The organism is Pseudomonas alkylphenolica, assembly GCF_000746525.1.
Lineage (GTDB): Bacteria > Pseudomonadota > Gammaproteobacteria > Pseudomonadales > Pseudomonadaceae > Aquipseudomonas > Aquipseudomonas alkylphenolica.
In genome coordinates, this window is the sequence record NZ_CP009048.1 from 2,190,572 (window position 1) to 2,216,590 (window position 26,019).

At 60.4% G+C, this 26,019-nt stretch carries 18 protein-coding genes and 1 pseudogene; 8 read left to right on the forward strand and 11 right to left on the reverse strand.

Annotated features, from left to right (window positions below):
* Positions 1 to 1,202 precede the first annotated feature (1,202 nt).
* Positions 1,203 to 1,430: a hypothetical protein gene (locus PSAKL28_RS10225; protein WP_038609710.1), complete on the forward strand. Its 228-nt coding sequence runs from the start codon at positions 1,203 to 1,205 to the stop codon at positions 1,428 to 1,430.
* 168 nt (positions 1,431 to 1,598) lie between these two features.
* Positions 1,599 to 1,901: a DUF3077 domain-containing protein gene (locus PSAKL28_RS28525; protein WP_038609712.1), complete on the forward strand. Its 303-nt coding sequence runs from the start codon at positions 1,599 to 1,601 to the stop codon at positions 1,899 to 1,901.
* Between the two features lie 113 nt (positions 1,902 to 2,014).
* Here the strand turns inward: PSAKL28_RS28525 and PSAKL28_RS10235 are convergent, their stop codons facing one another.
* Both PSAKL28_RS10235 and PSAKL28_RS10240 read right to left on the reverse strand, forming a co-directional pair.
* A complete protein-coding gene (locus tag PSAKL28_RS10235; RefSeq protein WP_038609714.1) occupies positions 2,015 to 2,977 on the reverse strand; it encodes a bifunctional GNAT family N-acetyltransferase/nucleoside diphosphate kinase regulator in 963 nt (320 codons plus the stop codon).
* 59 nt (positions 2,978 to 3,036) lie between these two features.
* A complete protein-coding gene (locus PSAKL28_RS10240; protein WP_038609716.1) occupies positions 3,037 to 3,240 on the reverse strand; it encodes a hypothetical protein in 204 nt (67 codons plus the stop codon).
* A 277-nt stretch (positions 3,241 to 3,517) separates the two neighbouring features.
* Here PSAKL28_RS10240 and PSAKL28_RS10245 point away from each other — a divergent pair, with 277 nt between their 5' ends.
* Together PSAKL28_RS10245 and PSAKL28_RS10250 are read left to right on the forward strand one after the other, a co-directional pair.
* Positions 3,518 to 4,081 (forward strand): antibiotic biosynthesis monooxygenase, encoded by a 564-nt coding sequence (locus tag PSAKL28_RS10245; protein WP_051939259.1) that lies wholly within the window; start codon positions 3,518 to 3,520, stop codon positions 4,079 to 4,081.
* Positions 4,082 to 4,124: 43 nt separating this feature from the next.
* Positions 4,125 to 5,954 (forward strand): amidohydrolase, encoded by a 1,830-nt coding sequence (locus PSAKL28_RS10250; protein WP_038609719.1) that lies wholly within the window; start codon positions 4,125 to 4,127, stop codon positions 5,952 to 5,954.
* Positions 5,955 to 6,074: 120 nt separating this feature from the next.
* Here the strand turns inward: PSAKL28_RS10250 and PSAKL28_RS10255 are convergent, their stop codons facing one another.
* From PSAKL28_RS10255 to PSAKL28_RS10275, 5 genes are all read right to left on the reverse strand, one after another.
* Positions 6,075 to 8,282, reverse strand: coding sequence for a TonB-dependent receptor (locus tag PSAKL28_RS10255; RefSeq protein WP_084589082.1), 2,208 nt, complete (start codon positions 8,280 to 8,282; stop codon positions 6,075 to 6,077).
* Between the two features lie 84 nt (positions 8,283 to 8,366).
* Complete coding sequence (locus tag PSAKL28_RS10260) at positions 8,367 to 9,305, reverse strand: DUF4880 domain-containing protein (RefSeq protein WP_038609722.1); 939 nt, start codon at positions 9,303 to 9,305, stop codon at positions 8,367 to 8,369.
* Positions 9,302 to 9,817: a sigma-70 family RNA polymerase sigma factor gene (locus PSAKL28_RS10265; RefSeq protein WP_038609725.1), complete on the reverse strand. Its 516-nt coding sequence runs from the start codon at positions 9,815 to 9,817 to the stop codon at positions 9,302 to 9,304. The genes PSAKL28_RS10260 and PSAKL28_RS10265 overlap by 4 nt, the downstream gene beginning before the upstream one ends.
* Before the next feature lie 181 nt (positions 9,818 to 9,998).
* Positions 9,999 to 10,622, reverse strand: a complete 624-nt coding sequence (locus tag PSAKL28_RS10270) for a tetratricopeptide repeat protein (RefSeq protein WP_038609728.1) — start codon at positions 10,620 to 10,622, stop codon at positions 9,999 to 10,001.
* Between the two features lie 126 nt (positions 10,623 to 10,748).
* Entirely contained in the window at positions 10,749 to 11,219 is a 471-nt protein-coding gene (locus tag PSAKL28_RS10275) for a hypothetical protein (RefSeq protein WP_038609731.1), read from the reverse strand.
* A 282-nt stretch (positions 11,220 to 11,501) separates the two neighbouring features.
* Here PSAKL28_RS10275 and PSAKL28_RS10280 point away from each other — a divergent pair, with 282 nt between their 5' ends.
* Positions 11,502 to 17,318: a DUF7379 domain-containing protein gene (locus tag PSAKL28_RS10280; RefSeq protein ID WP_051939261.1), complete on the forward strand. Its 5,817-nt coding sequence runs from the start codon at positions 11,502 to 11,504 to the stop codon at positions 17,316 to 17,318.
* A 20-nt stretch (positions 17,319 to 17,338) separates the two neighbouring features.
* On the opposite strand, the gene PSAKL28_RS28530 is transcribed toward PSAKL28_RS10280, so the two are convergent.
* The 4 genes and pseudogenes from PSAKL28_RS28530 to PSAKL28_RS10295 all read right to left on the reverse strand — a co-directional run bounded on the left by PSAKL28_RS28530 (position 17,339) and on the right by PSAKL28_RS10295 (position 22,219).
* Positions 17,339 to 18,094 carry a methyl-accepting chemotaxis protein gene (locus tag PSAKL28_RS28530; RefSeq protein ID WP_371261999.1) on the reverse strand — a complete coding sequence of 252 codons (756 nt, stop codon included), beginning with the start codon at positions 18,092 to 18,094 and terminating at the stop codon, positions 17,339 to 17,341.
* Between the two features lie 102 nt (positions 18,095 to 18,196).
* Positions 18,197 to 19,465: pseudogene (locus PSAKL28_RS28535) on the reverse strand (cache domain-containing protein); the annotation flags it as partial.
* 77 nt (positions 19,466 to 19,542) lie between these two features.
* Positions 19,543 to 20,895 (reverse strand): APC family permease, encoded by a 1,353-nt coding sequence (locus PSAKL28_RS10290; RefSeq protein WP_038609737.1) that lies wholly within the window; start codon positions 20,893 to 20,895, stop codon positions 19,543 to 19,545.
* Between the two features lie 364 nt (positions 20,896 to 21,259).
* Positions 21,260 to 22,219: a LysR family transcriptional regulator gene (locus PSAKL28_RS10295; RefSeq protein WP_051939263.1), complete on the reverse strand. Its 960-nt coding sequence runs from the start codon at positions 22,217 to 22,219 to the stop codon at positions 21,260 to 21,262.
* Positions 22,220 to 22,388: 169 nt separating this feature from the next.
* Between PSAKL28_RS10295 and PSAKL28_RS10300 the strand changes: the two genes are divergently transcribed.
* From PSAKL28_RS10300 to PSAKL28_RS10310, 3 genes are read left to right on the forward strand one after another with little or no spacing between them, the layout of a single operon-like run.
* Positions 22,389 to 23,693 carry an MFS transporter gene (locus PSAKL28_RS10300; RefSeq protein ID WP_038609740.1) on the forward strand — a complete coding sequence of 435 codons (1,305 nt, stop codon included), beginning with the start codon at positions 22,389 to 22,391 and terminating at the stop codon, positions 23,691 to 23,693.
* 28 nt (positions 23,694 to 23,721) lie between these two features.
* Entirely contained in the window at positions 23,722 to 24,951 is a 1,230-nt protein-coding gene (locus PSAKL28_RS10305) for a Zn-dependent hydrolase (protein ID WP_038609742.1), read from the forward strand.
* Between the two features lie 10 nt (positions 24,952 to 24,961).
* Positions 24,962 to 25,987, forward strand: coding sequence for a histone deacetylase family protein (locus tag PSAKL28_RS10310; protein WP_038609745.1), 1,026 nt, complete (start codon positions 24,962 to 24,964; stop codon positions 25,985 to 25,987).
* Positions 25,988 to 26,019 lie beyond the last annotated feature (32 nt).

The following is a 26,019-nucleotide window of genomic DNA, read 5'->3' on the forward strand; positions in this document are numbered from 1 at the left end:
CCAACGGTTGGGCTGGCGATGCTGCACCTTGATTTTTATTTTCGCAACTGTTCCTACAAGCGCGAAATGAGTTGGCACACTCATGAAAGCAATCTGTCTTCGCCGAACCTTCCAATTTTTCGCACTGCTGTTCGTGACACTTTTTCCTAAGATCGAAACAGTAAGTGCATGGTGCTGCAAGTGCAGAGGTTGCAGAAAATGCTAACAGCAGCAGGCATACCCTGAAAGTCAGCATAGAAACCTCCAGCTGCATCCACGCACCGAACAATACGGCCAATTTAACTAAGTTAATTAAAGCAGTGCGCTCAAGAATCAATATATCATTTTGTAATCGAGATGATTTCCAATTGAGATTTGCTTTTTTCTATGTTTGTTTTTACAAGTTAGTATCGGCGGGTGATGCAGGGTTATAGTTTACGTTGCAAAGGTCAATGGATCGCGTAATAAGCAATGAGTGCTGAGCGATGATAAGGTGCTCGTTATGAGAATGTTATTATGTTTTTTTTTGTTTTTTGCGAGTGCTCGAGCATCCGCAGGATCTGCTTTTGAAACTTGCCAGAACGGGTGTTCTAGCATGTTGGTGAACTGCCAGCATAACTGTCAGGTTCAACAGAAAAACACGCTGCAAAAGTGCCTTGAGATATGCCAGTCTGGACATGAAGTATGCTCGAATAGCTGCGCGAAACAAGCCTCAACAAATCCTACAAGTCTTCCTACGAACAAGTCGGACTCTCAGCAGAAAGTGCTTGAGGGTATTGATAGTATAAATAACACCATTCAGCAGATTTTTGGTAAGCCTTAGACCTTGCACTGAACTCAGACGCTTCATTTGAAGCCGATGGGCTATCGCGCGAGCTTTCGTGAAATCATCTCCTAATCTTGGCGATTTTGGTCGTTGGACGTACAAATCTTCAGAATTCCCCGATTCCCTGTAGTCCATTTCCGAATCATACTTCCGCGGCTTTCAAGCCATTGCGGTGCTTCCGATCGAGCTCTAGTCTCCCCCAGTCGTTGCCAATTCAACGACCGGTTTTGACAGACCGATTAGCAAGTACCCTTTCGGCACGCTTTATGGCGGCTGTACGTGGGGCACATTCGTGTGCGCCGGGTTCCCTTGCTCTCGGTCTGTCAACCCACGTATAGCTGCCACCTTTCTGTTTGACAGCAGGTCTGTGGCGGCTCCACCAGCAAGGAGTTCCACTATGTTGAAAATCGTCCCCGACCCACCGCTCAACCCCAACCAATCCCTCGAAGACATCCTCGTCCAAATCTCCGAATACCTGGTCTGCGCCATGACCGTGGCACAGCAGACTGTCCTGCTTCATTCCAGCTCTCCAGGCCAGGTGCTGACCTTGGCGACCATGCATGAAATCGACCATGCCCGCGCTTTGGTTGAAGTGGCGTTGAGTAAGGTTCAGTTGCGGCATTGATCTGGTGGCAGTAATGGCGGGCTTGGTTGTGATTGGGCTTTGGTGGCTGGTCTGGATGAGTCAGCTATTTGGGGTTGATCGCGGGGCAAGCCCGCTCCCACAGGTTGGGCTGTTCCCACAGATTTTGGAGTCGGCCTTGTAGTTGTAATTGGGGCTAGGGAGGTTGGGATGGATGAGGGTTCGCGGTCAGGTCTCAAGACGGTAGGCGTCGGCACGTTCGCTGAAGGTGAGGGCGGGGTAGGCGCTGAGCGGTTGTTTCGGGTCGAACCAGGGCACGGTGCGGCGTTTGTGCTGGAGCAGGTTTCGGTCATGATGGGCTGTGCGCACCACCTGACGCTGCAAGCCGGCCTTGAGCAGGATGGTACGTCGGCGTGGGCAGCGCATTATCTGGTGGGGATGGCCAAGGCGCTGGTTGAGGATGTGGCCCATGCCATGGTCGTTGAGTCGGGGGCCGGACAGGGCGCAGGTTGATCTCGCGAGTAGCACGCTGCGCAGTCCTGCGGTCAGTACGAGGGTCCGTATCAGGCACGGAAAGCCCAGGGGACTTTCGCGCCTGATGGTCGAACACTTAGCTAACGGCGCAATTACAGGTGGAAGTCGCCCGCGGCCTCCGGCTGGTAAAGCACTTTCCTGATCCCGATCCGGCGGGTCCGGTCAGAAACTCGCCAGTCGATGGCGTCCCCCTCCTGATAGCCGAGGATGGCGGCGCCGATGTCGGAGCACACGGAATACTTCCCGGCGCTGCTGTCCGCGTCTTCAGGGTAGACCAGAGCCACTTCGATCTCTTCGTCGTCCAGCTGCAGCAAGGCTCTGGAGTTCATCGTGACGACATTGCGCGCCACCTGCTGCGGCGTGACGACAATGGCTCGCTCAAGTTCATGTTCGAGTTCAACAACGACCGGGCCTTGCTCGAGCGCGATCAGGCTCTCGAGCCTGGCCTTGTCGATTTCAGTGATGTAGATCTCAGTGGAGTCGACAATGGCACCTTCGCGCAAGCACTGGAGATAGCGCCCCGCCGTCATGGCAAATGACTTCAATGTCGGCGTTTCGCTCTCAAGCAGAAAGCCGCTGCGCAGAAAGGCTTTCAGCGAGCGCACGTTGTCCGGGTGGATCTTGGCGATGAGCTTCTCGGCCCGCATGTCGAGGAAGGCCAGTTTCATGCCTTCGCGGATCGTCCGGGCGCCAAGGTTTCGGCCCCATTTGTCGCTGTCTCCGATGACCAGGACTATCTCGCAATTCGGGCCGGTCTTGATCAGACGGACAAAGCCCACCGGGGCGTCATGCCGGTCATAGGCCATGAAGAATCGGCCACCCCGGTTGAATAGATGGGTCAGGATCGGCAATTGAGTCCGATCGATGACTTGCTCGATGGAGCGGGAGACATCACGCGAATCGCTCAGGTAGCAGGTAACGCGCTCATCTTCTAACCAATCCATCAGTGTCAGTGCGTGTGCCCGAGTAATTTCCGGGCACAGCGAAATGAAAGGCTTGTTCATCTTCACCACAATTATTTGGAAAGAATGAAAGCCCTTCATGGCTATGGCCATGACGGTTCTTTCGGCAACCGGCTATTTTACGACATAACGCGAGTAATGCCGACTGGTGATCAGACCGCTACGGCAACCAGCTCGATGCTTCTGTCTTGAGCATCAATGATGAAGGGCAGCGGCATGGGGTCTGGCGTGTCTAGGGATGAAACCTCGAAACCGCCGACGACGATGGGCTGTCGCTGTTCCAGTACGATCGATTCCTCCGCCAGCCGTTTGACCATTCTCGCGTGGTTCATTGCGATTTCATTGAGCGTTGACACGTTACATCTCCGATAACTGAGCAGGCGTCTCTTAGGCGCCCGTAAACGATAATTTTGGCCGCTGCCGCGTCAGAATTACGTCTTTTCGGGGCCGCTGGGGCGGGCTTGTGCAATTGGCACGCCAGCGGGTGTCAAAAAATGGGTGCCATCATGTCAAAGGCGACGAGTGGCAGTGGGGTGTATTCGTCGACGAGGTCGGTGAGCATTTTTCGCTGGTTGGGCCATGCTGTTTCTTCTGCGGTTGTGTTCATTCGCGCTGAACCCAGAGGAGCCCATGATGACGACCGAGCGTTCAGACGATGTCGTGACCCTGTTGATCCGCCATCAGGTTCGCGACGCGCAGCAGGCGCCGTATGAGGCCTGGCTGCGCCGCACCATTGGCATCGCCAAGGGCTATCCCGGGCATATCGGCATCGATGTGGTGCGCGAGCGGCAGGGTGGTTTGCATCTGTTCACCTGCATTTTGCGCTTTGCTTCCAGCGCCCAGTTGCAGGCGTGGCTGGATTCTGCCGAACGCAAGCAGCTGGTCGAGGAGGTCAGCCCGTTGCTCGCCGATGGCGACCGTCTGGAGATCAATCCCGAACGCGAGTTCTGGTTCAACCCGGCCACGGCCGATGCGCCGCCGCCACGCTGGAAGCAAGTCTGTGTGACCTTTCTGGTGATCCTGCCGCTGTCGCTGCTGGTGCCATGGCTGTGGCAACCGGCGTTCGGTATCTGGCCATGGCTCGGCGGCTATGTGCCGAGCAACGTGGTGATCACCTTGAGCATTGTGTTGCTGGTGGTCTATTGCTTCATGCCGCTGGCGACCCGGGCGTTCGCTGCCTGGCTGAATGCGCGTTGATTGAACACACCGAGGTTTCCACGCCACTTTTTCAGGGGGTTCCATGTCTGCAGATCTGATCCTGTTCAACGGCCGTATCCACACCGTCGACCGCGATAAGCGCAGCGCCACGGCGGTGGCGATCAAGGACGGGCGTTTCACCGCGGTCGGCAGCGATGCCGAGGCCATGGCCCAGCGCGGTGGTGCCACCCAGCTCATCGACCTGAACCAGCGCACGGTGATTCCCGGTCTCAACGACTCGCACCTGCACCTGATCCGTGGCGGCCTCAATTACAATCTGGAGCTGCGCTGGGAAGGCGTGCCGTCGCTGGCCGATGCCTTGCGCATGCTCAAGGACCAGGCCGAGCACACGCCGTCGCCGCAGTGGGTGCGGGTGGTCGGCGGCTGGAACGAGTTCCAGTTTGCGGAAAAGCGCATGCCCACCCTTGAGGAGATCAACCGCGCGGCGCCGGACACGCCGGTGTTCGTTCTTCATCTATACGACCGCGCGCTGCTCAACCGCGCCGCGCTCAAGGCCGTGGGCTACACCAAGGACACGCCCAACCCGCCTGGCGGCGAAGTCCAGCGTGACAGCAAGGGCGAACCGACCGGGATGCTGATTGCCCGCCCCAACGCCACCATTCTCTACGCCACCCTGGCCAAGGGGCCGAAGCTGCCGCTGGAGTATCAGGTCAACTCCACCCGGCAGTTCATGCGCGAGCTCAATCGGCTGGGCCTGACCAGTGCCATCGATGCCGGTGGTGGCTACCAGAACTACCCGGACGATTACGCGGTGATCCAGGAGCTGGCCAAGCAGGGGCAGTTGAGTATTCGCATTGCCTACAACCTGTTTACCCAAAAGCCCAAGGAAGAACTGAGCGACTTCAAGAACTGGAGCCAGATCGTCAAACCTGGCGACGGTGACGACTTCTTCCGCCACAACGGCGCGGGCGAGATGCTGGTGTTTTCTGCGGCCGACTTCGAGGACTTCCTCGAGCCGCGCCCGGACCTGCCTCAGACTATGGAACAGGAGCTGGAGCCGGTGGTGCGCCACCTGGTCGAGCAGCGTTGGCCGTTCCGTCTGCATGCCACTTACAACGAATCCATCTCGCGCATGCTGGATGTGTTCGAGAAGGTTGATCGCGATATTCCGTTCAACGGATTGCCGTGGTTCTTCGATCATGCCGAAACCATCACCCCGCAGAACATCGAGCGGGTGCGGGCGCTGGGCGGTGGTATCGCCATTCAGGACCGGATGGCGTTTCAAGGGGAGTATTTTGTCGACCGCTACGGCGCCCAGGCTGCGGAGAAAACTCCGCCGATCCAGCGCATGCTCAGCGAGGGCGTGCCGGTGGGGGCAGGCACCGACGCTACCCGGGTGTCCAGTTACAACCCGTGGACTTCGCTGTACTGGCTGGTGAGTGGCCGGACCGTGGGTGGCATGGCGCTGTCTCCGCAAGGCTTGTCGCGTGATGTCGCGCTGGAGTTGTTTACCCATGGTAGCGCCTGGTTCTCCAGCGAGCAGGGCAAGAAAGGGCAGATCAAGGTGGGGCAGTTGGCTGACCTGGTGGCGTTATCGGCGGACTATTTCAGTGTCGAAGAGGAGTCGATCAAGTGGATCGAGTCGGTGCTGACTGTGGTGGGAGGCAAGGTGGTGTATGGCGCCAGCGAGTTCGACAAGCTTGGCCCGCCAGCGTTGCCGGTGCTGCCTGAATGGTCACTGGTGGCCAAGGTGCCCGGCCACTGGCGGCCTGCCGCGCCAGTGGTACATCAATGTTTGGGCGCCTGCGCTGTGCACGCCCACAGCCATGAGCGTGCGCGCCAGTCTACGGTGCCGGTGAGTGACTTTCAGGGTTTCTGGGGGGCGTTGGGCTGTTCCTGTTTCGCCTTCTGATCCGGCAGGTCTACTGCTGGAATTGCAGCTACTGTGGGAGCGGGCTTGCCCCGCGATTGCGGTCTGTCAGTCAAATCGCATCGCGGGGCAAGCCCGCTCCTACCGGGGGAGGCTTTCGTCTTAGAACGCCAAGGTGAATCCGGCGTAGAACGTCCGGCTCAGTTCGATGTAGTCACTGTCACGCGCAGCCGCGTCGCGGTCGCTGTCGCCAAGGTTTTTCACGCCGCCATTGAGGCTCAACTGCGGGGTCAGTTGATACTGGCTGCCGAGGTTGACCAGGTGATAGGCGGCACTGTCGACGTCCTTGTTGCTGATGGTGTTGCGCAGTACCTGGCTGCCGATGTACTGGTAACCCAGCTGCGCCTGCCAGCGTTGGCTCACTTGCCAGTTCAGGTCGGCGTTGCCGGTATGTTTCGGCACCTGGCGCAGTTCTTCGCCGGTGTCACGGTCTTCGGCTTCGGTCAGGGTGTAGTTGGCGGTCAGTTTCAGGCTGTCGCTCAGCTGGGCGCTGGAGAACAGTTCGACGCCGCGAGTACGCGCGCTGCTGACGTTGTAGTAGGTCAATACCGACGGCATGTGACCGCGACGCCAGCCGTCGGCGAGGATCATGTCTTTGATGTCGTTGTAGAACAGGTTGGCACCCAGTTCGAGCTTCTCTCCCTGGTACAGCGTACCGATCTCGTAGGACGTCGCCGTTTCCGGTTTCAGGTCCGGGTTGCCGGCGACCACGCAGCGGCCGCGGCAGGCGGCAATCGCGTAGCTGGGGTCGGACTGGCTGATGCTCGGTGCCTTGAACGCTTTGCCCACGCCACCCTTGACCACCCATTCATCGGTCAGTGAATACACCGCATAGGCCCGCGGGCTGAATTCAGAACCGAACGACTTGTGGTCGTCCAGACGTCCGCCCAAAGTCAGGCGCAGGTCGCCCAGGCCGATTTCGTCCTGCAGGTAGAGGGCGCGCTGGAAGTCTGTGGTGTCGCCATTGAGGTTCTGGTTGTGTTCGAGCACGGTGTGGCGATACTCGGCACCGGCCGTCAGCAAGTGATTGTCCAGCTCGCCGCTGACCTGTCCGTCAATCGTTTGGTTACGCTGGCGGACATCCCCGACCATGCCGCGCAGGCTGGTGGTCAATTGCGAGTCGTCGTTGAGGTTGACCTGTTCGTGGTAGTAGCGCAGGCGGGTGTTGGCGCGTTCCATCTGGGCGTTGTGGGTCAGGCCGAAGGTGTAGCGGTCCATTTCCTGCTGGTTGCGCGGAAAGTTGACGTTGGAGTTGTTCCACACGCCGTCGCGCTGGTCGTTGCGGGCGCTGAAGTCCAGCTCCAGGTCCTGGCTGTCGTCAATCAGCCAGATCAGGTTGGACATCAACGCCCAGTTCTGCCGCTGTTCGCGGGCATGGGCGCGGTCGTCGGTGGTCATGCTGGATTTCCACGCAGCCTGGTCACTGCCGTCGAGTATCAGGTTGCCGAGCAGGCGATCCTTGATCAGCGGCCCGGCGGTATAGATCGAGCTGTTGTGAACGTCGCCGCCCTCGCCGGAGGGGGTGTGCTGGTAGCTGTAGCTCAGCGAGCCTTCGGCCTCGTTGCCGGGGCGGCGCAGGATCACGTTGATCACCCCGCCCATGGCGTCGGCGCCATACAACGACGACATCGGCCCACGGATCACTTCGATGCGTTCCACCGCACTCAAGGGGATGGCCGACAGGTCGAAGTCGTTGGCGTAGTTGCTGGTCAGGGCGTCGCGCGAGTTGATCCGGCGGCCGTTGACCAGCAGCAGGGTGTAGTCGGAGTCCAGGCCACGCATCTTGATCTTGTGGCGGCCGTAGGTGGAAGACGCGGCGATGCTGACGCCGGGCACTTTGGCAACCGCTTCGGCAAGGTCCAGCGCCTGCATCTGCTGTAGTTGCTCGCGATTGATCACGCTGACGCTGGCGGGGGCGGTGAGTTCGCTGTGTTCGGTCTGGCTGGCGGTAATCACCATGTTGTCGAGGTTGAGCGCGCTGCTGTTACTTGGCTCGAGGGCCCAGATCCGCGCATCGACCTGACGGGCCTTCAGCCCGCTGTTTTGCAACAGGCGATCCAGGGCCTGCTGGACTTCGTATTCACCGTTGAGCGCAGGCGCCTGTTTACCCGCCAGCAGCGTCGGGTCCAGGGGCAGGGTGATGCCGGCCTGTTGGGCAAATTGGTTGAGGGCATCTTCCAGGGAGGTGGCCGGCAGGTTGTAGCGGTGATCGCGTACTTCGGCCAGCGCATTCGTGGCTGGCAGGGCCAGTGCGCCCCCGGCCAGGACAGCGTGGAGCACGAGCGCGAGACGGTGTTTACGGTGTTGCATGGACGTGAAGCTCCTTCGACAAATGCGTGTTTTCTCTTATGTCGAAGGGCGTGCGAAAACCCGTAACAGCCGAGGTAAAAATCTTCAGGCAGGCACGACACGCGCCCAGAGCCGAGACACGCGCAGGGTTTTCACCGGCAGCGAGGCACTGAGCACATCCAGCGTGCGTTCGATATCGTCGAGCTGGAAAACCCCGGAGACAGGCAGCCTGGCAACCTCGCTGGAGCACTGCAGCCAGCCGCTGCGATAGCGCGCCAGTTCGTCGATCAACCGCGCCAGGGCAATACGCCTGACCACCAACTGCCCCTGGACCCAAGTGCCCGGGGTCATGCCGGTGTCTGGCACAGGTTGCAGGCCGTCGGCGCCGATCAGCCATTGCTGCCCGGCAGCAACGCGGGCCACGGGATGCTGGGCGACTTGGACCTCAGCACTGCCTTCGAGCATGGCCAAACGATGCTGCTGGCCTTGGCGCTGCAGGTCGAAGCGGGCTTCGCGGGTGTGTAGCAGCAGATTGGCACTTTGCACCTGCAGCGGAGCAAGACCAGGGGCATGATGAGCCACCTGGATCTGGCCACGTTGCAGCACAATTCGCGGTGCCTGTGTGGTGTTTGGCCGGTCGACCGCGCTGTCGGTGTTCAGCCACAGTTGGGTGTGCTCAGCCAGGACAAAACGGCTGCGCTGGCCGACGGCGGTGCTGAAGTCGGTTTTTCTCGTCGGTGGCGAATCCAGCACCAGCCAGCCTGCACCGAGCAGGCCCAGCAGTTTGAGGGCATGACGCCGGGATAGCGCGGGACGCCCGGAGCTCTCCAGGGCCTGGCGAACAATGCGCGCCTGTGAAGGGGGCAGTGCGAACAGCCCTTCGCTCACCTGTAGCGCTTGCCAGGCTGTCTCGTGACGGGGATTCGCCGCGCGCCAGTGGCTGCAGGCCTGCCAGAGCTCTTCGGGTGCTTCACCGGAGCGCAGACGCACCATCCAGCTGATGGCCTGTTCCAGTTCATCCGCGTTGACATTGCTGGCGCTCATGACCACTGAGCCTGAAAGCAGTGACGCATGGCGGTTGCCATGTACTTTTCCACCGAGCTCAGACACACCCCAAGGTGCGCGGCGATGTCGCGGTAGGGCATGCCCTCAAGGCGTGACAGCAGATAGGCAGTGCGCACGTTGGTTGGCAGACCGTCGAGCAGGGCATCGATACGGATCAGGGTTTCGAGCAGCAGCAGACGCTCTTCGGGTGAGGCTTCAAACGCTTCGGGCTGGCTGGCAAGTACCTGTAGATACGCCTGTTCGAGGCGTTGCCGGCGCAGGCGATCGACCATCAAACCCTTGGCCACCGTGGTCAACCAGGCCCTGGGTTGCTGCAGCTCACCGCTGGCGGCAGGGCGGCCAATCAGTTGGAGGAAGGTGTCTTGCATCAGGTCGGCAGCGGTTTCGCGATGCTGCAGACGCTTGCGCAGCCAGGTCAGCAGCCAGACATGATGATCGGTGTAGAGGTCGTGCAGTTCCTGGCGACGTACAGAGGATAGGGCTAGGGGCACCGAAACTCCTTGGTGCGTGCATGCTAATGAAAACAAGTCTCATTATGAATGTTATTGGCATGCTTTGTCCAAGGCTTGATTCGAGGTGGTCTGGTGTGGGAGCGGGCTTGCCCCGCGATTGTGGACTGTCAGTTGCATCGTATCGCGGGGCAAGCCCGCTCCCACCGGTGTTCTCAGACGCTCAACCACCCACCAGATAGGCCCCAAACGGCACCTGATGCTTGAGCTTCTTGCAGCTACCGGGAGCCGGCTGATGCCCAGGCGGGCGATCAGCAAACCAGATGCGGCATTTGCCGGGAGGCGGCCAATGGCCGCGGGGAATGTCCATTGCGTCGAACTCGGGTTGTGGTTGCGATTCCCGCTCGGCCAGCGCTTGCTCCTTCAGCCCCTGCTGTACCGCAACCCGATCCTGTTCGGCATTGGGTGGGGTACCGGTAATTTGCGCCTGCTGCGCCGCCTGGATCAGTTGCAGGTTGCGGTTACGTAACTGCACGTTGCGACCAACCCGCAGGTTGGAGCGCGCCGCCAGCGTTTCAGCCTGCTGGTACTCCCCCTGTTGAAGCCTCAACACACCGAGGTAGTGCAGCGTCGCGGGATTGTTCGGCTGGATATGCAACGCACGCTCCAGCGTGGCCGCAGCCTGGTCCAGCTGGCCCTCTGCATACTGCTGCGAGGCGGTTTCGATCAGGGTGGTGGATGCGTTGTTGCTGTGCGCGGAGGCTCTACGCTCGGCAGCAACCGAGCAAAGCGATGCGACAGCGCAGAACGCCAGGACCAGGCCTGGCAGAAAACTCTTGGTGGGCATCAGGGGCGGACTCGGCTGAAGCGCTGCTCGGCTGGGGTTGGTTCGGGCGTTTTATAGACTTGGCCGGTAACCTGAAGTTCCCGCTGCTACAGCCCCGAAAGCGCTGAGGCGTCGTACGGCGCAGGGTTAATTTTCTTCCTGCTGACTCTGGTCTTGCGCTTTTTGAACTGTTTCTGAACTTTGAGCGCTTGCCTGCTGCTCAAGCTTGCTCTCTGCTTTCACAGCAATACAACAGGTAATAAAAAATGAAATGCCGGCAAAGGGATGAAAAGCAGCAATGGCGAGCGAAATGGAAATGCCTGAGATGATGCAAAACCAAAACAGAATGCGCTTTAGAGGGATATGCTTGGCGTCACCAGGGCGCGGTATAACCGAATAACATCCAAATACAAAAGTAAGCACGGGTACGCTTACTGAAAGCCCCAAGAGTGAAAGCCATAGCGAAAACAAAGACCATGAATTTAGACTTTTTAGCTCTGGCAGCAGCTGGATCAATACGGCGAAATTGATTGCAGCCAAGCCCCCCGCGATTACTGCGCCAGCCTTGTTGATTTCTTCCTTCTCGGCTGAGCTCTGTTCCTGATTGTCAGTGCTCATCGCAACGCCTCCATGTGGTTTCAACCATCATCCAATAAACATTAGCCAGCAATCGCTATGGTGTCGAACCGGCCAGGCACTCTAGTCGCCAGTCAGGTGTTTATTCAAACCATTCAGATCGCGATAAGGACAATATTAGACCTGCAGAATTTGCGATTAACTGGTACTGGGGTGTTATGTTTTTGAAACACTAGGCGTGCCGCACTTGTTTAAAATAAGGCCGATCTTGAAATGTAACTAAGCATGAACTGTAGTGAGGGAGTGGATGCCGAGGGAATAACCATGAAGCCGACTGACGCCCCGCCGCTGATCAAACTCCCCCTTGAGCATTCCGCCGATGTTGCGGCCATGCCACTTCAGACATTCGCCGCATCGACAAGTCGCAGTGCGGGCGGCGGGCCGGTCAGTACCCTGGATAACGTACGGGTGTTGAAAACCTGGGAGCTGACAGCGGCCGCACGTTCCAGCGATGCTCCCCACAGTGAAACCCTGCACGATCCCCATGCACTGCTGGCGCTGGAAGCTAACGATGGTTCGACCATTTTCATTCGCGCCGATGCGCTGGTCGAGCAGTTGCGTCGCACCCGCCCGGATGTACTGGATAGAGATGGTGCGGTCGATTTTGCCCGCTTCACCGACATCCAGGGCAAGAGCCGGGGGGTGCCGGATTGGATCTGGCGCAAGGTCAGGCAGTTGGTAGTGGAAGATGACGACATCACTGAGGCGGCCAAGGCACTGATTACCGACAAAGTCACCGGTGTGGCTGTCAACTGGGCTGCGCAAAAGGGCGCCACAGCACTGATGAAGGCCATCGAGAATCAGCTGGCTGGCCCGTCCGGGCTGTATCGCTGGAACGGTGGTGCGTTAAGCCCTCAAGATATGATTTCAAGCAACACAATACTGGACGCCGATAAACCCATGTTGTTGTTCATCCATGGGACGGGTTCGCACACGCTTGGCAGTTTCGGTGAATTGCCCAGCACCGCTGCCTGGAAAGACTTGCAATTGAAATTCGGCAAGCAGATTGCCGCTTTTGAACATCGCACCTTCTCGCAAAGCCCGATCGACAATGCGCTGGAGATTGTCACACAGCTGCCCCGAGATACCGTATTGCAGTTGGTGAGCCATTCGCGCGGCGGGCTGGTTGCCGATTTGCTCTGTATAGACCCCGATGGCCCGCACTTGTCGACATGGATCGAGAACTATCGCCGTGATCCCAGGCCCGATGAAGTCGAGCGGGAAAAACATGATCCGGCGTTGGTCAAGCAGCGCGAGGATTTTGCCAAGGAAGAGCAGCGCAAACTCGTTAAGCTTGTAGGCCTTCTCAAAAGTGAAAACATTAAAGTTACCCACTATGTGCGCGTGGCCGCTCCGGCCCGCGGTACAGCGCTGCTGTCCGATAACCTCGATGTGTTCCTGTCCTGTTTGCTGAATCTGGTGCGCAAGTTTGCCACCTGGGGTATCGGCGCAGCGGTGAGTGCCGTTGCTACACCGGTCGCCGGAAGTGCGACTGCCAACGTTGCAGACCGCAGTCTGAAACTGCTTGAGCGGGTGGTCCTGGAGATCGCCGACAAGCGTCTGCAGCCGCAGGTGGTTCCCGGCATCGAAGCGATGCTGCCGGAAGCCCCCATGGGCATGCTGCTGGCGCGGGCCGCACCGCTACCGAATCTGAAAATGGCCGTTATTGCTGGCGATTCCGAAGAGTCAGCCAGCGGGATTCTTCAGCGTATTGGCTATATGTTCGTCGACTGGGCGCTATTCGACCGTGCCCGCAACGACCTGGTGGTCAACACCGAGTCCATGTACGGCGGAGTCTACGGCCACGCCAAAGAAACCCATGCCATGGCGGTCGAAGGACCGCAGGTCAACCACTTCAATTATTTCCGCGATGCGGTCAGGTACCGCAATCGGCCTTTACCCAGCAGCCTGAGCGACTGGCTGCTGGACAGGGTCATCGTGTCCAGGGACAGCAAGGCTGAAACCTCACGCGATGTGGGCGAAGCGTTGCTGGTCAAGCGTCAGCAAGAGGTTGATGCGGTTGTGTTCATAGTGCCCGGGATTATGGGCAGCAGCTTGGGCATCGACAGCAATACGCTCTGGCTTGACCCGCTGGAGCTTGCCTTGAAAGGTTTGGGGTCTATTGCGATAGAGGTGCCGAACGTAACGAGCAAGGGCCTGATTGAGTTGGCTTACGGGAAACTGCATACCTACCTCGAAGCCACCCACTATAAGGTCATTGACTATCACTATGACTGGCGCAAGCCACTTCAACAACTTGGCAGCGAACTCGCTCAGGCGTTGCAGGAGCAAATTGATAGCCAGCCGAAGAAAAACATCCGCATATTGGCTCACAGTATGGGTGGCCTGGTCGTTCGTGCGGCGTTCGCGGAAAAAGAGTTGTTATGGCCAGAGCTGGTAAAGAGTGCCGATGGCCTGGTGGTAATGTTGGGCACACCGAACCACGGCGCCTATTCCATGGTCGAGACCTTGCTCGGGCAGTCCGACACCGTGCGCATGCTGGCTCGTGTAGATATGCGCAATCCGTTGCGGGAAATTCTGCAGATCGTGGGCAAATTTCCTGGTGCTTTGCACTTATTGCCCGCACCCGGCTTCGAGGATGTCGGCGGGCGTAGCCCGGTGGACTTCTTTGGGGCTGCCAGCTGGAGTCAGTTGGCCATGCAGAACAATGACTTCTGGTTTGGTGACGAACTGGGAGCACGCCCCGATGCCGCAGCACTGGAGCAGGTGAAGCAGTTCTGGCAGAAACTTGAAGCCAACAAATGGCTCGACGTGAAGCCCGAGCGGGTCAGCTATGTCTACGGGCAAGGCAAGAACACGCCCTGCGGGCTGGATATCAGTGGCGAGCAACTGATGTTGCGCGGCACTGCGCAGGGCGACGGCACTGTGACCTGGCGCTCAGGGCACCTGGCAAAACTGCCTGAAGATCGTTATTGGTACATGCCGGTGGTGCACGGTGAACTGGCATCCACCGAGCGCTATTTTTCCGAGATCGAATGCTTGTTGTTCAATCGCACGCCCAAGCGCCTGGAGCGTCTGCCCAGCAGTCGCACGGCTGAGCGTGCGACTGCTCTGGTCAGTTTCCGCGGCGGGCCACCGGCCTATCCGGCCGATGCCCAGCTTCTCAGCCAGGTGCTCGGTTGCAGCAACAGTCTGGAGCCGAAACCTGAACTGATCACCCTGCAGATCAATGTGCTGGCGATGAACCTGAGCTGCATCCAGGTTCCGCTGATCTGCGGGCACTACCGGGGCGACCCGATTTCCGGTGCCGAAGCCGCTATAGACCAGACCCTGGTCAACGGTGCGTTGTCCCAGCGCCAGCGCCTGGGTTTGTACTCAGGTGAACTCGGTAACGCGACGGTGGTGCTGGTCCCACGCACGGCCGAGGAAGTGAGCCGTGAAACAGGTCGTGGCGCGGTGATGATAGGCCTTGGGGACATGGGCGAACTGACGGCCGAAGTGGTGACCCAGGCGGTACGCAGCGGCGTGTTGCGCTACTTGTTGAACGCGGTGGATCAGTACGCTCAGGTAAAACGTCTGGACGACCCCGACAAGCCTGACTCGCCGCTGGCGCTGCATATCGCCAGCTTGCTGCTGGGGACCAACTCCAGTGCTCAGTTGACGGTGGATGAATCGATTCGTGCCATTACGCTGGGCGTATTGCAGGCCAACCGTGAATATGACGCCGTGTGCGCAGGGCCCAAGGGGCGTGCGGCGGCGGTGACGCGCCTGGATATTGTCGAGATGTTTGTCGATGCGGCGATCTGTGCCGGCTATGCGGTGGCCACCCTCGACCAGGAGCTGGCTGGCGAACTTCAGCGCCTCAACAGTCGGCTGGAGCTGGCGCAGGCGGTGCAGTTCGGTGAAGGCGCGAGGCCACGCCTGAGTGTCACCCCCCCAGGTGATTACTGGCCGCGTTTGCAGGTCAGCAACGCCGACGGCGTACAACGTTACAGTGCTCCTGAAACTCGCCTTGACGACGCTGCCAGCAAACCCGCGCAACGCTTCAATTACCTGTACATGGGGCAGCGCGCGAGGGTAGAGGCGCTGGTCGATCAACGTCAGCCCGGGCTGCTGGAAAAAATGGTCGACAGTGCCTTGCGCGGGCACAGCACGCGTTACGACCCCACCGCGTTCTTCGGTAACAGCCTGTTCCAGCTGATGCTCCCGCTCAGCTTCAAAAGTGCCGTGCGCAAATCCGACAACCTGATCCTGGTGCTGGATGACAGCAGCGCCAACCTGCCCTGGGAAATGCTTGAAAGTGATGGCGTTCCATTAATCAAACGGTCCCGCCTGGTGCGTCAGTTCATCACTCAGCAGTACCGTCGGGAAGTGGTGCGCACTGACATCATGAATGCCTGTGTGGTCGGCAACCCGGATACTCGGGGCTACTTCAAGCAGTTCGGGGAAAAGGGACAGGAACCGCTGTCGGATTGTCTGGCGGTCCTGCCGGGGGCCACGCGTGAAAGCCAGGCGGTCAGTCGGGTGCTGGAGGGGGCTGGCTACGCTACCTGGAGTCTGTTCGAGGGGGCCAGTGCCGTTGAGGTCTTCGATCAACTGTTTGCCAGGCCGTATCGGGTCCTGGTGATCTGTGCCCATGGTGTGTTTCAAAGCAAAGACAGCAATGGGCAGTTGCGCAGCGGGGTGGTGTTATCCGACGGCTTGCTCCTGACTGCCGCCGAAATTGACCGGATGGAGACCGTGCCGGACCTGGTGTTCCTCAGTTGTTGCCACCTCGGCAAAGTGACTGGCTTCGAGCCTGGCGGTAACCGGCTGGCGGCGAGCCTGGCGCAAGAGCTGATCAACATGGGCGTGCGTTGCGTAGTGGCGGCGGGGTGGGAGGTCGATGACAACGCGGCCTGCTGTTTCTCCGAGAGTTTTTTCAATCGCCTGGCCATTCACGGTGATCCTTTTGCCGAAGCTATTACCTGCGCGCGCCGGGAGACCCTCGAGCAGTTTCCCGCTTGCAATACCTGGGGTGCTTACCAGGCATATGGTGACCCGCTGTTCCAGCTCAGGCTGTTACCTTCTGGTGATGGTAGCAACGCCGATCTGCGTGGATCTCCAGAACTGCTCGACTGGCTTGAAGGGCAGAGGCTGATCGCGGCCAACCCGAATCCCGCAGCGACGGGGATGGGCTTTAAACAACTACGGGAGCTGGTGGACAAGCGGCTGAAGGGGTTGCCGGAGAGCTGGATCAACCAGGCCGAAGTCCAGTATGGGTTGGGGCTGCTGTATAGCGAGTGGCGTGAAGCTGATGCGTTGGAGTGTGCCCGAGAGGCATTGCTCAAGGCGGTAGCCCGCTTCAATGGCCGGGGCTGTGTACCGATGACTGCGGTGGAAAAGCTGATCGATGTAGAGATTCGCCAGGCCTATCTGGCCGCAGCCCCGGGCTTTGGTGCGGGCTCTGCCAATTTCACGCGCGCCAAAGAATGGATTGAGATGGCCATCGCGCGGGCAGATGGCTTGAGAAATCTGTGTGTGGATCAGCCGGATGGATTGCTTGCGCGTCGTCAGGTAATGCGTGGGCGGGCGCTCAAGTATCAGGTCCATATCGCGCTGCTGGAACGCAGCGACACGCGCACATCCGCGACCAGGGCAACGGAGCTGGATGAGCTCATCGCTAAGTCTTTTGAGGATGCCAGATTGGCCTATGCCGAGGGGGAAGACGCAACAGCGCCCGACTGGAACCCATACGCCATGCTGAACCGGATTCAATTCGAGGTGATGAGCCGCCCCGGGCCTCTGTCGTTTGCTGACCTCGAACGCTGCCTGGCTGAGGCGCAGGCCCGCTACAAACGCTACTTCGGTGTGTTTGATGCGCTGATGAAGGCCGATGTGCAGCTGACCCGCTGGTTGATAATTGTCACCGGCAGGGTCTTAGGACAGGTGGCCTGTCCTGAACGCGAACTCATTGATAGCTACGATGATGCGCTGGCAGGCCAGCGCATTTCGGCGCGCCAGTTCGACTCGGTGGTGCGCCAGTTGCAGCTGATCTCAAGCTGGATGCAGTGGTCACAAAGCACTGGCGACGCCACAGTGCCCGGCAAGATTGCCGAGATTCTGCAGCGCCGCGGCTAACCTGTGCGAGCGAGTACCGGCTACACCTTGAACGTCGCCATCAGCCCCTGCTGATGATTGGCCAGGCGGTTCAGCGCCTGGCTGATCTGTGCCGACTCCTCAGCCTGCCCGGACAGCGACTCAGTTACGTCACGAATGCTGGCGACGTTGCGGTTCACTTCTTCAGCCACGGCGCTCTGCTCTTCGGCCGCCGAGGCGATCTGCAGGTTCATGTCGGTGATCACCGCCACCGCATCGCCGATCCGTTGCAGGGCCGGCACCGCCTGTTCGGCCTGGGCGACGCTGCCCTGAGCCTGACGATGGCTACTGTGCATCGAACCGACCACTTCGCGCGTGCCTTGCTGCAGGCCTTCGATGACCACGCGGATCTCATCGACCGAGTCCTGGGTACGCCGGGCCAGGTTGCGCACTTCATCGGCGACCACGGCAAAACCGCGTCCGGCTTCCCCGGCACGCGCCGCTTCGATGGCGGCGTTCAGGGCCAGCAGGTTGGTCTGCTCGGCAATCGAGCGGATCACCTCAAGCACCGAGCCGATCTGTTCGCTACGGCTGGCGAGCTGTTGCACTTCCTCCATGCCGGCGGTCATTTCGCACGCCAGTTGTTCGATCGCGCGGGTAGTGGTGCGGATCAGCTCCAGGCCCTCGCGGGTGGCAAGGTCGGCACCGCGTGCCGCTTCGGCGGCTTGCGCGGCGTTACGCGCAACGTCCTGGGCGGTGGCGCTCATTTCCTGCGAGGCGGTGGCGACCTGGTCGACTTCGCGGTATTGCTGCTGCATGCCGGCGCTGGTCTGGCTGGCAATCGCCGCCGATTGATCGGCGGTGCTGCGGGCATCCTGGACCGAGGCTTTGACGTTGGCGATCACCGGTTGCAGCTTGTCGAGAAAGCGGTTGAACCAGCCCACCAGTTCACCCAGTTCGTCCTTGCGGGCATAGTCCAGGCGGCGGGTCAGGTCGCCTTCGCCGCTGGCGATGTCTTTGAGCATTGCCGCGACCTTGAGGATCGGCCGGGTCACGCCGCGGGCGGTCATCCAGATCACCAGCAGGCCCAGCACGACGGCGCCAAGGGCCATCAGCAGGCTGGTGAGGTTGGCGTTGTTGTTGTGGGCGTCCAGGCGGGCATTGAGCTCGATGGCCGGCGCCTGCAAGACTTGCTCGGGTACCTCCAGCAACACGCTCCACGGCTGCGCGCCGGGCACCGGGGCGAACGACTGGCTGACCTGGAGTATGCCGTTGGTGGTGACGTCGGCCGCCTTGCCTGCACGCATCTGTGCCGCCAGGGCACTGGCCTGCTGGCCGAGCACGTCTTCGATTTTCTTGCTTAGCTGGCTGCCGTCGCGGCTGTGCCCGGCCAGCAGGCCGGAGGGGCTGACGATGCTGACCTGGCCGTTGCCGTCGAACAGTTCCTGACGCCCGTCGAGGCTCAGTTGCTGCAGGTTGTCGAGGCTGATGTCCAGGCCCATTACGCCGATGACCTTGCCGTCCTGCTTGAGCGGGATGGCAATACTGGTCATCAGTGGCGTGCGGTCGCCGACAGTGTCGAAGTAGGGATCGATCACGCAGGTTTCGCCGGTTTCCAGCGGGCAGGTCAACCAGCGGTTGTAGGCAAAGCCGTTGGCGCCGAGGCTGGTGTCGGCGAGCATCGATTCGGGCATCGCCTCGGACTCCAGCTGGCCGGGCTGCGGTTGTGACCAATAGAGCGAGTAGCGTCCGCTTTCATTGCTGCCCACCTCGGCCTGATCGATGAACGCGGCGTCCTTGCCATCGAGGGCATCGGGCAGGAACACCAGGTACAGGCCAAGCAGCTCAGGGTTGTCGCCCAGTGCCGTCTTGGCTTGTTGGGTGAGTGTCTGGCGCAGGTTGTCGACGCCCTGGGCGCGGAGCACCATCATCAGCTGCGAGACGCCATTGCCGTACAGGTAGGCGTCCTTGAAATAGCGTTGAATGCGCACCGCCTGCAACTGGGCATAAGTCTGCAGGCGCAGGCGGGCGTTCTGGTCGAGCATCTGGGTGTTGGCAGTGTTGACCAGTGTCGCGCTGCGGCTCGATTGAAACAGCGCCGCGGTCATCAGTAGCACCACGATGACCAGCAGGCAGAGGCCGGCGAGCAGGGTGATCTTCCATTGGATGAGCAGGCGGCGCAGCAGCATGGTGACGTCCTTGTAGGTTCAGGGATGTGAACAGCAAAAGCCCGTCGATAGCGACGGGCGATTTTTTCTATAGCGCTTTACTCGGCAATGAAACTGGGTGGTGCAACCTTGAAGGCCTTGGTCAGGTACGCCAGGTACAGCACACCCAGCGCCGCCCAGACACCGCCGAACAGCAGCGAGTGCTCATCAAGGTCCAGCCACAAAATGGCGATGATACAAAAGCCTATCGTCGGCACCACCAGATACTTGAGCTTGTCGGCCAGGGTCTTGCTGCGCCCTTCACGCAGGTAGCAGTGCACGATTACCGAGAGGTTGACGAAGCTGAAGGCGACCAGGGCGCCGAAGTTGATTACCGAGGTGGCCGTCACCAGGTCGAAGAAGATTGCCGACAACGAAATGAAACCGACGATGACGATGTTGATGGCCGGGGTTTTCCACTTGTCATGCAGGCGGCCGAAGTAGCGTTTCGGGATCACATTGTCGCGGCCCATCACGTACAGCAGGCGCGACACGCTGGCTTGCGAAGCCAGGCCCGAGGCCAGGGTGTTGATGAAGGTGCAGCAGATGAAGATCGACTGGAACAGCTTGCCGCCGACATACAGGGCGATTTCCGGCAGGGCGGCTTCGTGATCCTGGAAGCGGTCCATGGTCGGGAAGAACGACTGGATGTAGAACGACACGACGATGAACACCAGGCCGCCGATCAGTGCAATCAGGAAGATCGCCCGCGGGATGACCTTTTCGGCGTTCTCGGTTTCCTCCGACAGGGTGGTCACCGCATCGAAGCCGAGGAACGAGAAGCACAGGATGGTGGCGCCGGCGACCAGGGCGTTGAGGTGGGTGTCCTCACCGGCAAACGGCAGCAGGCTCCAGGTCGTGCCCAGGCCTTCGCCGCTGTGCAGGCCGCGGATGGTCAGATAGATGAACACGCCGATGATGACCGCCTGAATGGCCACGAACAGGGTGTTGAAGTTGGCCACCAGGTTGATGCTGCGGATGTTGATCAGGCTCATGATGGTGACAAAGCCGACCACCCAGGCCCAGGCCGGGACTTCCGGGAACATCACCGACAGATAAAGCTTGGCCAGCAGGGCGTTGACCATCGGCAGCAGCAGGTAATCGAGCAGCGACGACCAGCCGACCAGAAAGCCGACATGCGGGTTGATCGCCCGGCGCGTGTAAGTGTAGGCCGAGCCGGACTCGGGGAAGCGCCGTACCAGCGTGCCGTAGCTGACGGCGGTGAAGAGGATGCCGAGCAATGCCAGCACGTAGGCGCTGGGCACATGCCCGTCGGTAATGCCGGAGACGATGCCGAAGGTGTCGAAGACGGTCATCGGCGCGATGTAGGCCAGGCCGATGATGACCACCTGCCAGAGTTTCAGGGTCTTCTTGAATTGCGGGCTGGAGGCTGCGGGGCTGTTACTGTGCATGCGCGGTGCGCTCCTGAATCAGTGAGGAGCGGCGGCGGGGTGAAGCGGTGAGAACGGGTCCTTTGTTCTGCTTTTCAGGTGCGCGTGAAGAGACTGGCATCATGGATGGCACTTGCCCGTATTTGTTTGGAATTATTCTTTTGGGTGTGGTGAGGCAGGGGGAAAATAAGAAGAGTTGGAGTGGTGTGTCAATTAAATTCTGACAAATTGTTACCGTTATGTGTCTTCTTCTCACCGAGCGTTGCTGATTTATCGCTCTATTACGAGGCCTGTAGCGTTTTTTCGATTAAATCGGGTGTCTATAAAAATAGACACGATTGTCGACTTTTATCGATGACGGTGGGAGCGGGCTTGCCCCGCGATGCTACTTAGCTGACACACCGCAATCGCGGGGCAAGCCCGCTCCTACCAACAGGGTCGCTTGCAGCGCCTCAAGGAACACCGACTCCGCCCGGCTCATGCGCTGTTCCCGGTTCCACAGCAGATGAATATCGACATCGGCGATCCCCTCAAGCGGCGGTAACGGCCAGAGCAACCCCGCTTCAACATCTGCAGCCACCACATGCGCCGGCAGACAGCCGACACCAAACCCGGCAATCACCAAGCGCCGTACTTCCTCCAGGCTCGGTGACGAGGCGACGATGCGCCCGCTGAAGCCTTGCTGATCGCGAAAGATGGTCAACGGCGAGAGCATGCCGCCGATCTGGTCGCTGGCGAAGCTGACGAAGTTCTCACGTTGCAGGTCGCCCTCGGCAACGTCTTTTTTGCCGTAGAGCCCATGGTGCTTGCCACAGAAAAACCCATAACGCTGGCTCAGGAACAGGCGCTGCTCCAGGCGTGGCTGCGGCCGGCGGTTGAGGCTCAGGCCCAGGGTCGCGGTCTTTTCCTGCAGGGCGCTGACGATGTCGGAACTGCGCATCACGTCGATTTCCAGGTCGACCCGCGGGTGCTGGCGATGAAAGTCAGCGAGGAAGCTGTCGAAGCGCTCGCAGACGATGCGGCTGATCATCAGCAGGCGCACCTTGCCAATCACCTCGTCGGCCGGTTGCTCGAGCACGCTGCTGACCTGGGACATCTGCCCGTAGATTTCACCGGCCAGGTGGAAGATCTGTTCGCCCACCTCGGTGAGGGCAAAGCGCGGGCCGCGGCGGGCGATGAGCTGGCGCCCGAGCTGTTCTTCCAGACGCTTGAGGGCCTGGCTCACCGCTGGCTGGGTCAGGTGCAGGCGCGCGGCGGCGCGGCTGATGCTGAGCTCCTGGCCGATCACCCGGAAGGTGCGCAGCAGGTTCCAGTCCAGGCGGTCGTTGAGCAGGCGATCAGGCATGGCAGGGCCCTCTGGTAACAATATAAGAGTGGCTAATAATCCGAATAATAAATAGAAAATTGACTAATCATAGCCCCGGGGCGAAAAATCGTTGTCACCCAGGCGACACCAGAGCGCCGCGAACGTACCGTTCCCTCCTGCCAGAAAAATAATCAAAGGAGCCTGATCCATGAAGCCTTCCGCTTCGCCCCAGCCACGCCGGGCTGCGGCCGCCGCCTTTATCGGCACGATGATCGAGTGGTACGACTTTTACATCTACGCCACGGCTGCGGCACTGGTGTTCGGGGCCTTGTTCTTTCCCTCAGACGACAAGCTGTTCAGCACCATGGCCGCCTTCGGCACCTTTGCCGTGGGCTTTTTCGCCCGGCCGCTGGGCGGCATTGTCTTTGGCCATATTGGCGACCGTATCGGGCGCAAGAAATCGCTGGTGATCACGCTGGTGATGATGGGGGTGGTGACGGTGTGCATCGGCTTGTTGCCCACCTATGCGCAGATCGGCGCCATGGCGCCGGTGTTGCTGATTCTGCTGCGCATCGTCCAGGGCATTGCCGTCGGCGGGGAGTGGGGTGGCGCGGTACTGATGGCTGGCGAGCATGCGCCCAAGGGGCGGCGCAACTTCTTTGCCTCGTTTGCCCAACTGGGCAGCCCGGCCGGTTTGATCCTGTCGCTGCTGGCCTTCAGCGCCGTCACCCGTTTGCCGGAAGAAGACCTGATGAGCTGGGGCTGGCGCCTGCCGTTCCTGGCCAGTGCCCTGTTGCTGCTGGTCGGCCTGGCGATTCGCCTAGGGGTCAACGAGTCGCCGGAATTTCTCGCCAGCCGCGAGCAGGCCAGCAAGGCCAAGCGCAAGGAGCAGGCGCCGGTGATGGAGGTGCTGCGCACGGCCTGGCGCCCGCTGCTGTTGTGCATTGGTGCCAATACCCTGGGCATCGCCGGGGTGTATTTCACCAACACCTTCATGATCGCCTACAGCACCCAGCAACTGGCGCTGCCGCGCTCGCTGATCCTCGAATGCCTGTTCGTGGTGGCGATCATCCAGTTCTGCATCCAGCCCATCGCCGCCTGGGTCGCCGAGAAGATCGGCGCCACGCGTTTCCTTTGCCTGGTGTCGCTGTTGGCCATGGCCTCGCCGTACCCGATGTTCGTGCTGGTCAGCTCCGGCCAGGCGCCGCTGATCATTGTCGGTATCGCCCTGGCAGTGGTGTGCATGGCGTCGTTCTACGCGGTGATCGCCGGTTACGTCAGCGGCATGTTCGACACCCGCGTGCGCTACACGGCGATTTCCATGGCCTACCAGGTGTGCGGCGCAATCGCCGGTGGCCTGACGCCGCTGGTGGGCACCTGGCTTGCGCATGAATTTGTGGGTCAGTGGTGGCCGATGGCGTTGTTCTACAGCGTGATTGCGGCGATCTCGCTGCTCTGCGTACTGGCCCTGGCACGCCGCCATGCCGCTGCCCATCGTCTGGAAATGGCCTGATTTGTTAACGAATACTGGAGTGGTTGCGATGTTGAAAAGCAACGGCGAACGCCTGTGGGCGAGCCTGATGGCCATGGCTGAAATCGGTGCGACAACCCGTGGTGGCAGTTGCCGTCTGGCCCTGAGCGAAGAAGACAAGGCCGGCCGCGAACTGTTCGCCCACTGGTGCCGCGAAGCGGGCATGGCCCTGAGCGTTGACCCGATCGGCAACCTGTTTGCCCGTCGTCCCGGCACCGACCCCGAGGCGGCCCCGGTGATGATTGGCAGCCATCTCGATACCCAGCCGGAAGGCGGGCGTTTCGATGGTGTGTATGGCGTGCTGGCCGGGCTTGAGGTGGTGCGCTGTCTCAATGACCTGAAAATCCAGACCCGCAAGCCGCTGGAAGTGGCAGTGTGGACCAACGAAGAGGGCGCACGTTTTACCCCAGCCATGTTCGGCTCGGCGGTGTTCACCGGCAGCATGCCGCTTGAGGATGCCCTGGCGGTGCGCGATGCCGAGGGTGTTAGCGTCGCCGAGGCGCTGCAGCGCAGCGGGTTTGCCGGTAAACGCCCGTTGGGCGGCGCGGTGGATGCCTATTTCGAAGCGCATATCGAACAGGGCCCGATCCTTGAGGACAACGCCAAGAGCATCGGTGTGGTCAGTGGCGGTCAGGCCATTCGCTGGCTCGACGTGCGGGTCGAAGGCATGGCCGCACACGCCGGTACCACGCCGATGCCGTTGCGCAAGGATGCCCTCTATGCCGCCGCGCCGATGATCCAGGCGATTGAACAGCTGGCCTGCGACTTCGCCCCGCAAGGCCTGACCACGGTCGGCGAGCTGAGCATCAGCAAGTCCTCGCGCAACACCATTCCGGGATTGGTGCAGTTCACCGTCGACCTGCGTCATCACCTCGACAGCGCGATTGACGACATGGAGCAACAGGTCGGTAAACGCCTGCAAGCCATCGCCGCGCAACGTGGCCTGAAAGTCAGCATCAGCCGCCACTGGGTCAGCCCGGCAACGCCGTTTGACGCTGACTGCGTGGCCGCCGTGCAGGCTGCCGTGGACGGTCTGGGCTATGCCCAGCAGTCGATTGTCAGCGGCGCCGGTCACGATGCGATCCTGCTGGCGCGCTATTGTCCGACCGCTATGGTATTCATTCCCTGTGTCGGCGGCCTGAGCCACAACGAGGCGGAAGACGTACTGCCCGAGGATGTGCGCCGGGGCGCCGATGTGTTGCTCAATGCCGTGCTGGCCCGTGCTGGCTGGGCCGAATAAGGAGAAGCTCATGCGTTGCTACTTTCACCCCGAACAGCTTCTGCACCATCCGCGCAGTTACTACTCCCGTGGGCAGCTGCGCACGCCGCAGGAAGTGCCCGAACGTGCCCGCAATCTGTTGCAGGCGGCGCAGAATCTCGGTTTCGACATCGCACAGCCGGACGATGCCGGCTTGCAACCGTTGCTGGCGGTTCACGGTGAGGGCTATGTGAACTTTCTCCAGGAAGCTCACCCGCGCTGGCAGGACATCCCCGAAGACTGGGGCGATGAGGTGATGTCGAACATCTTCGTGCGTGAGTCCAATGCCATGCGCGGCATTCTCGCCCAGGCGGCCTGTTACCTGGCGGACGGCAGTTGCCCGGTGGGTGAGCTGACCTGGCGTTCGGCCTACTGGTCGGCGCAAAGCGCAGTGGCCGGGGCCAGAGCGTTACTCGACGGCGAGCCTGCGGCTTACGCCTTGTGCCGTCCACCGGGGCACCACGCCCGCGCCGAAGCGGCGGGTGGCTTCTGCTACTTGAACAATGCCGCGATTGCCGCCCAGGTGTTGCGCGAGCGCTTCAGCCGCGTGGCGGTGCTCGACACCGACATGCACCACGGCCAGGGCATCCAGGAGATCTTCTACGAGCGTGACGATGTGTTGTACGTCTCGGTGCACGGTGACCCGACCAACTTCTACCCGGCGGTCGCCGGTTTTGCCGACGAGTGCGGCAGCGGTGCGGGGCAGGGCTACAACCTCAACCTGCCGATGGCCCATGGCGCCAGCGAGGCGGACTTCCTCGGCCAGCTGGAGGTCGCCCTGGCAGCGGTGAAGGACTTTGCTGCCGAGGTGCTGGTGTTGTCGTTGGGCTTTGACATCTACGAACTCGACCCGCAGAGCAAGGTGGCGGTCACTCGCGAAGGTTTTGCTGCCTTGGGTGAACGTATCCGCAGCCTGGGTGTGCCGTGCCTGATTGTCCAGGAAGGCGGTTATCACCTGGAAAGCCTTGAGGACAATGCGCGGGCGTTCTTTGCCGACAAGCAGGATTGGTGTCTGTAGGACATTACTGTCTGTGGGAGCGGGCTTGCCCC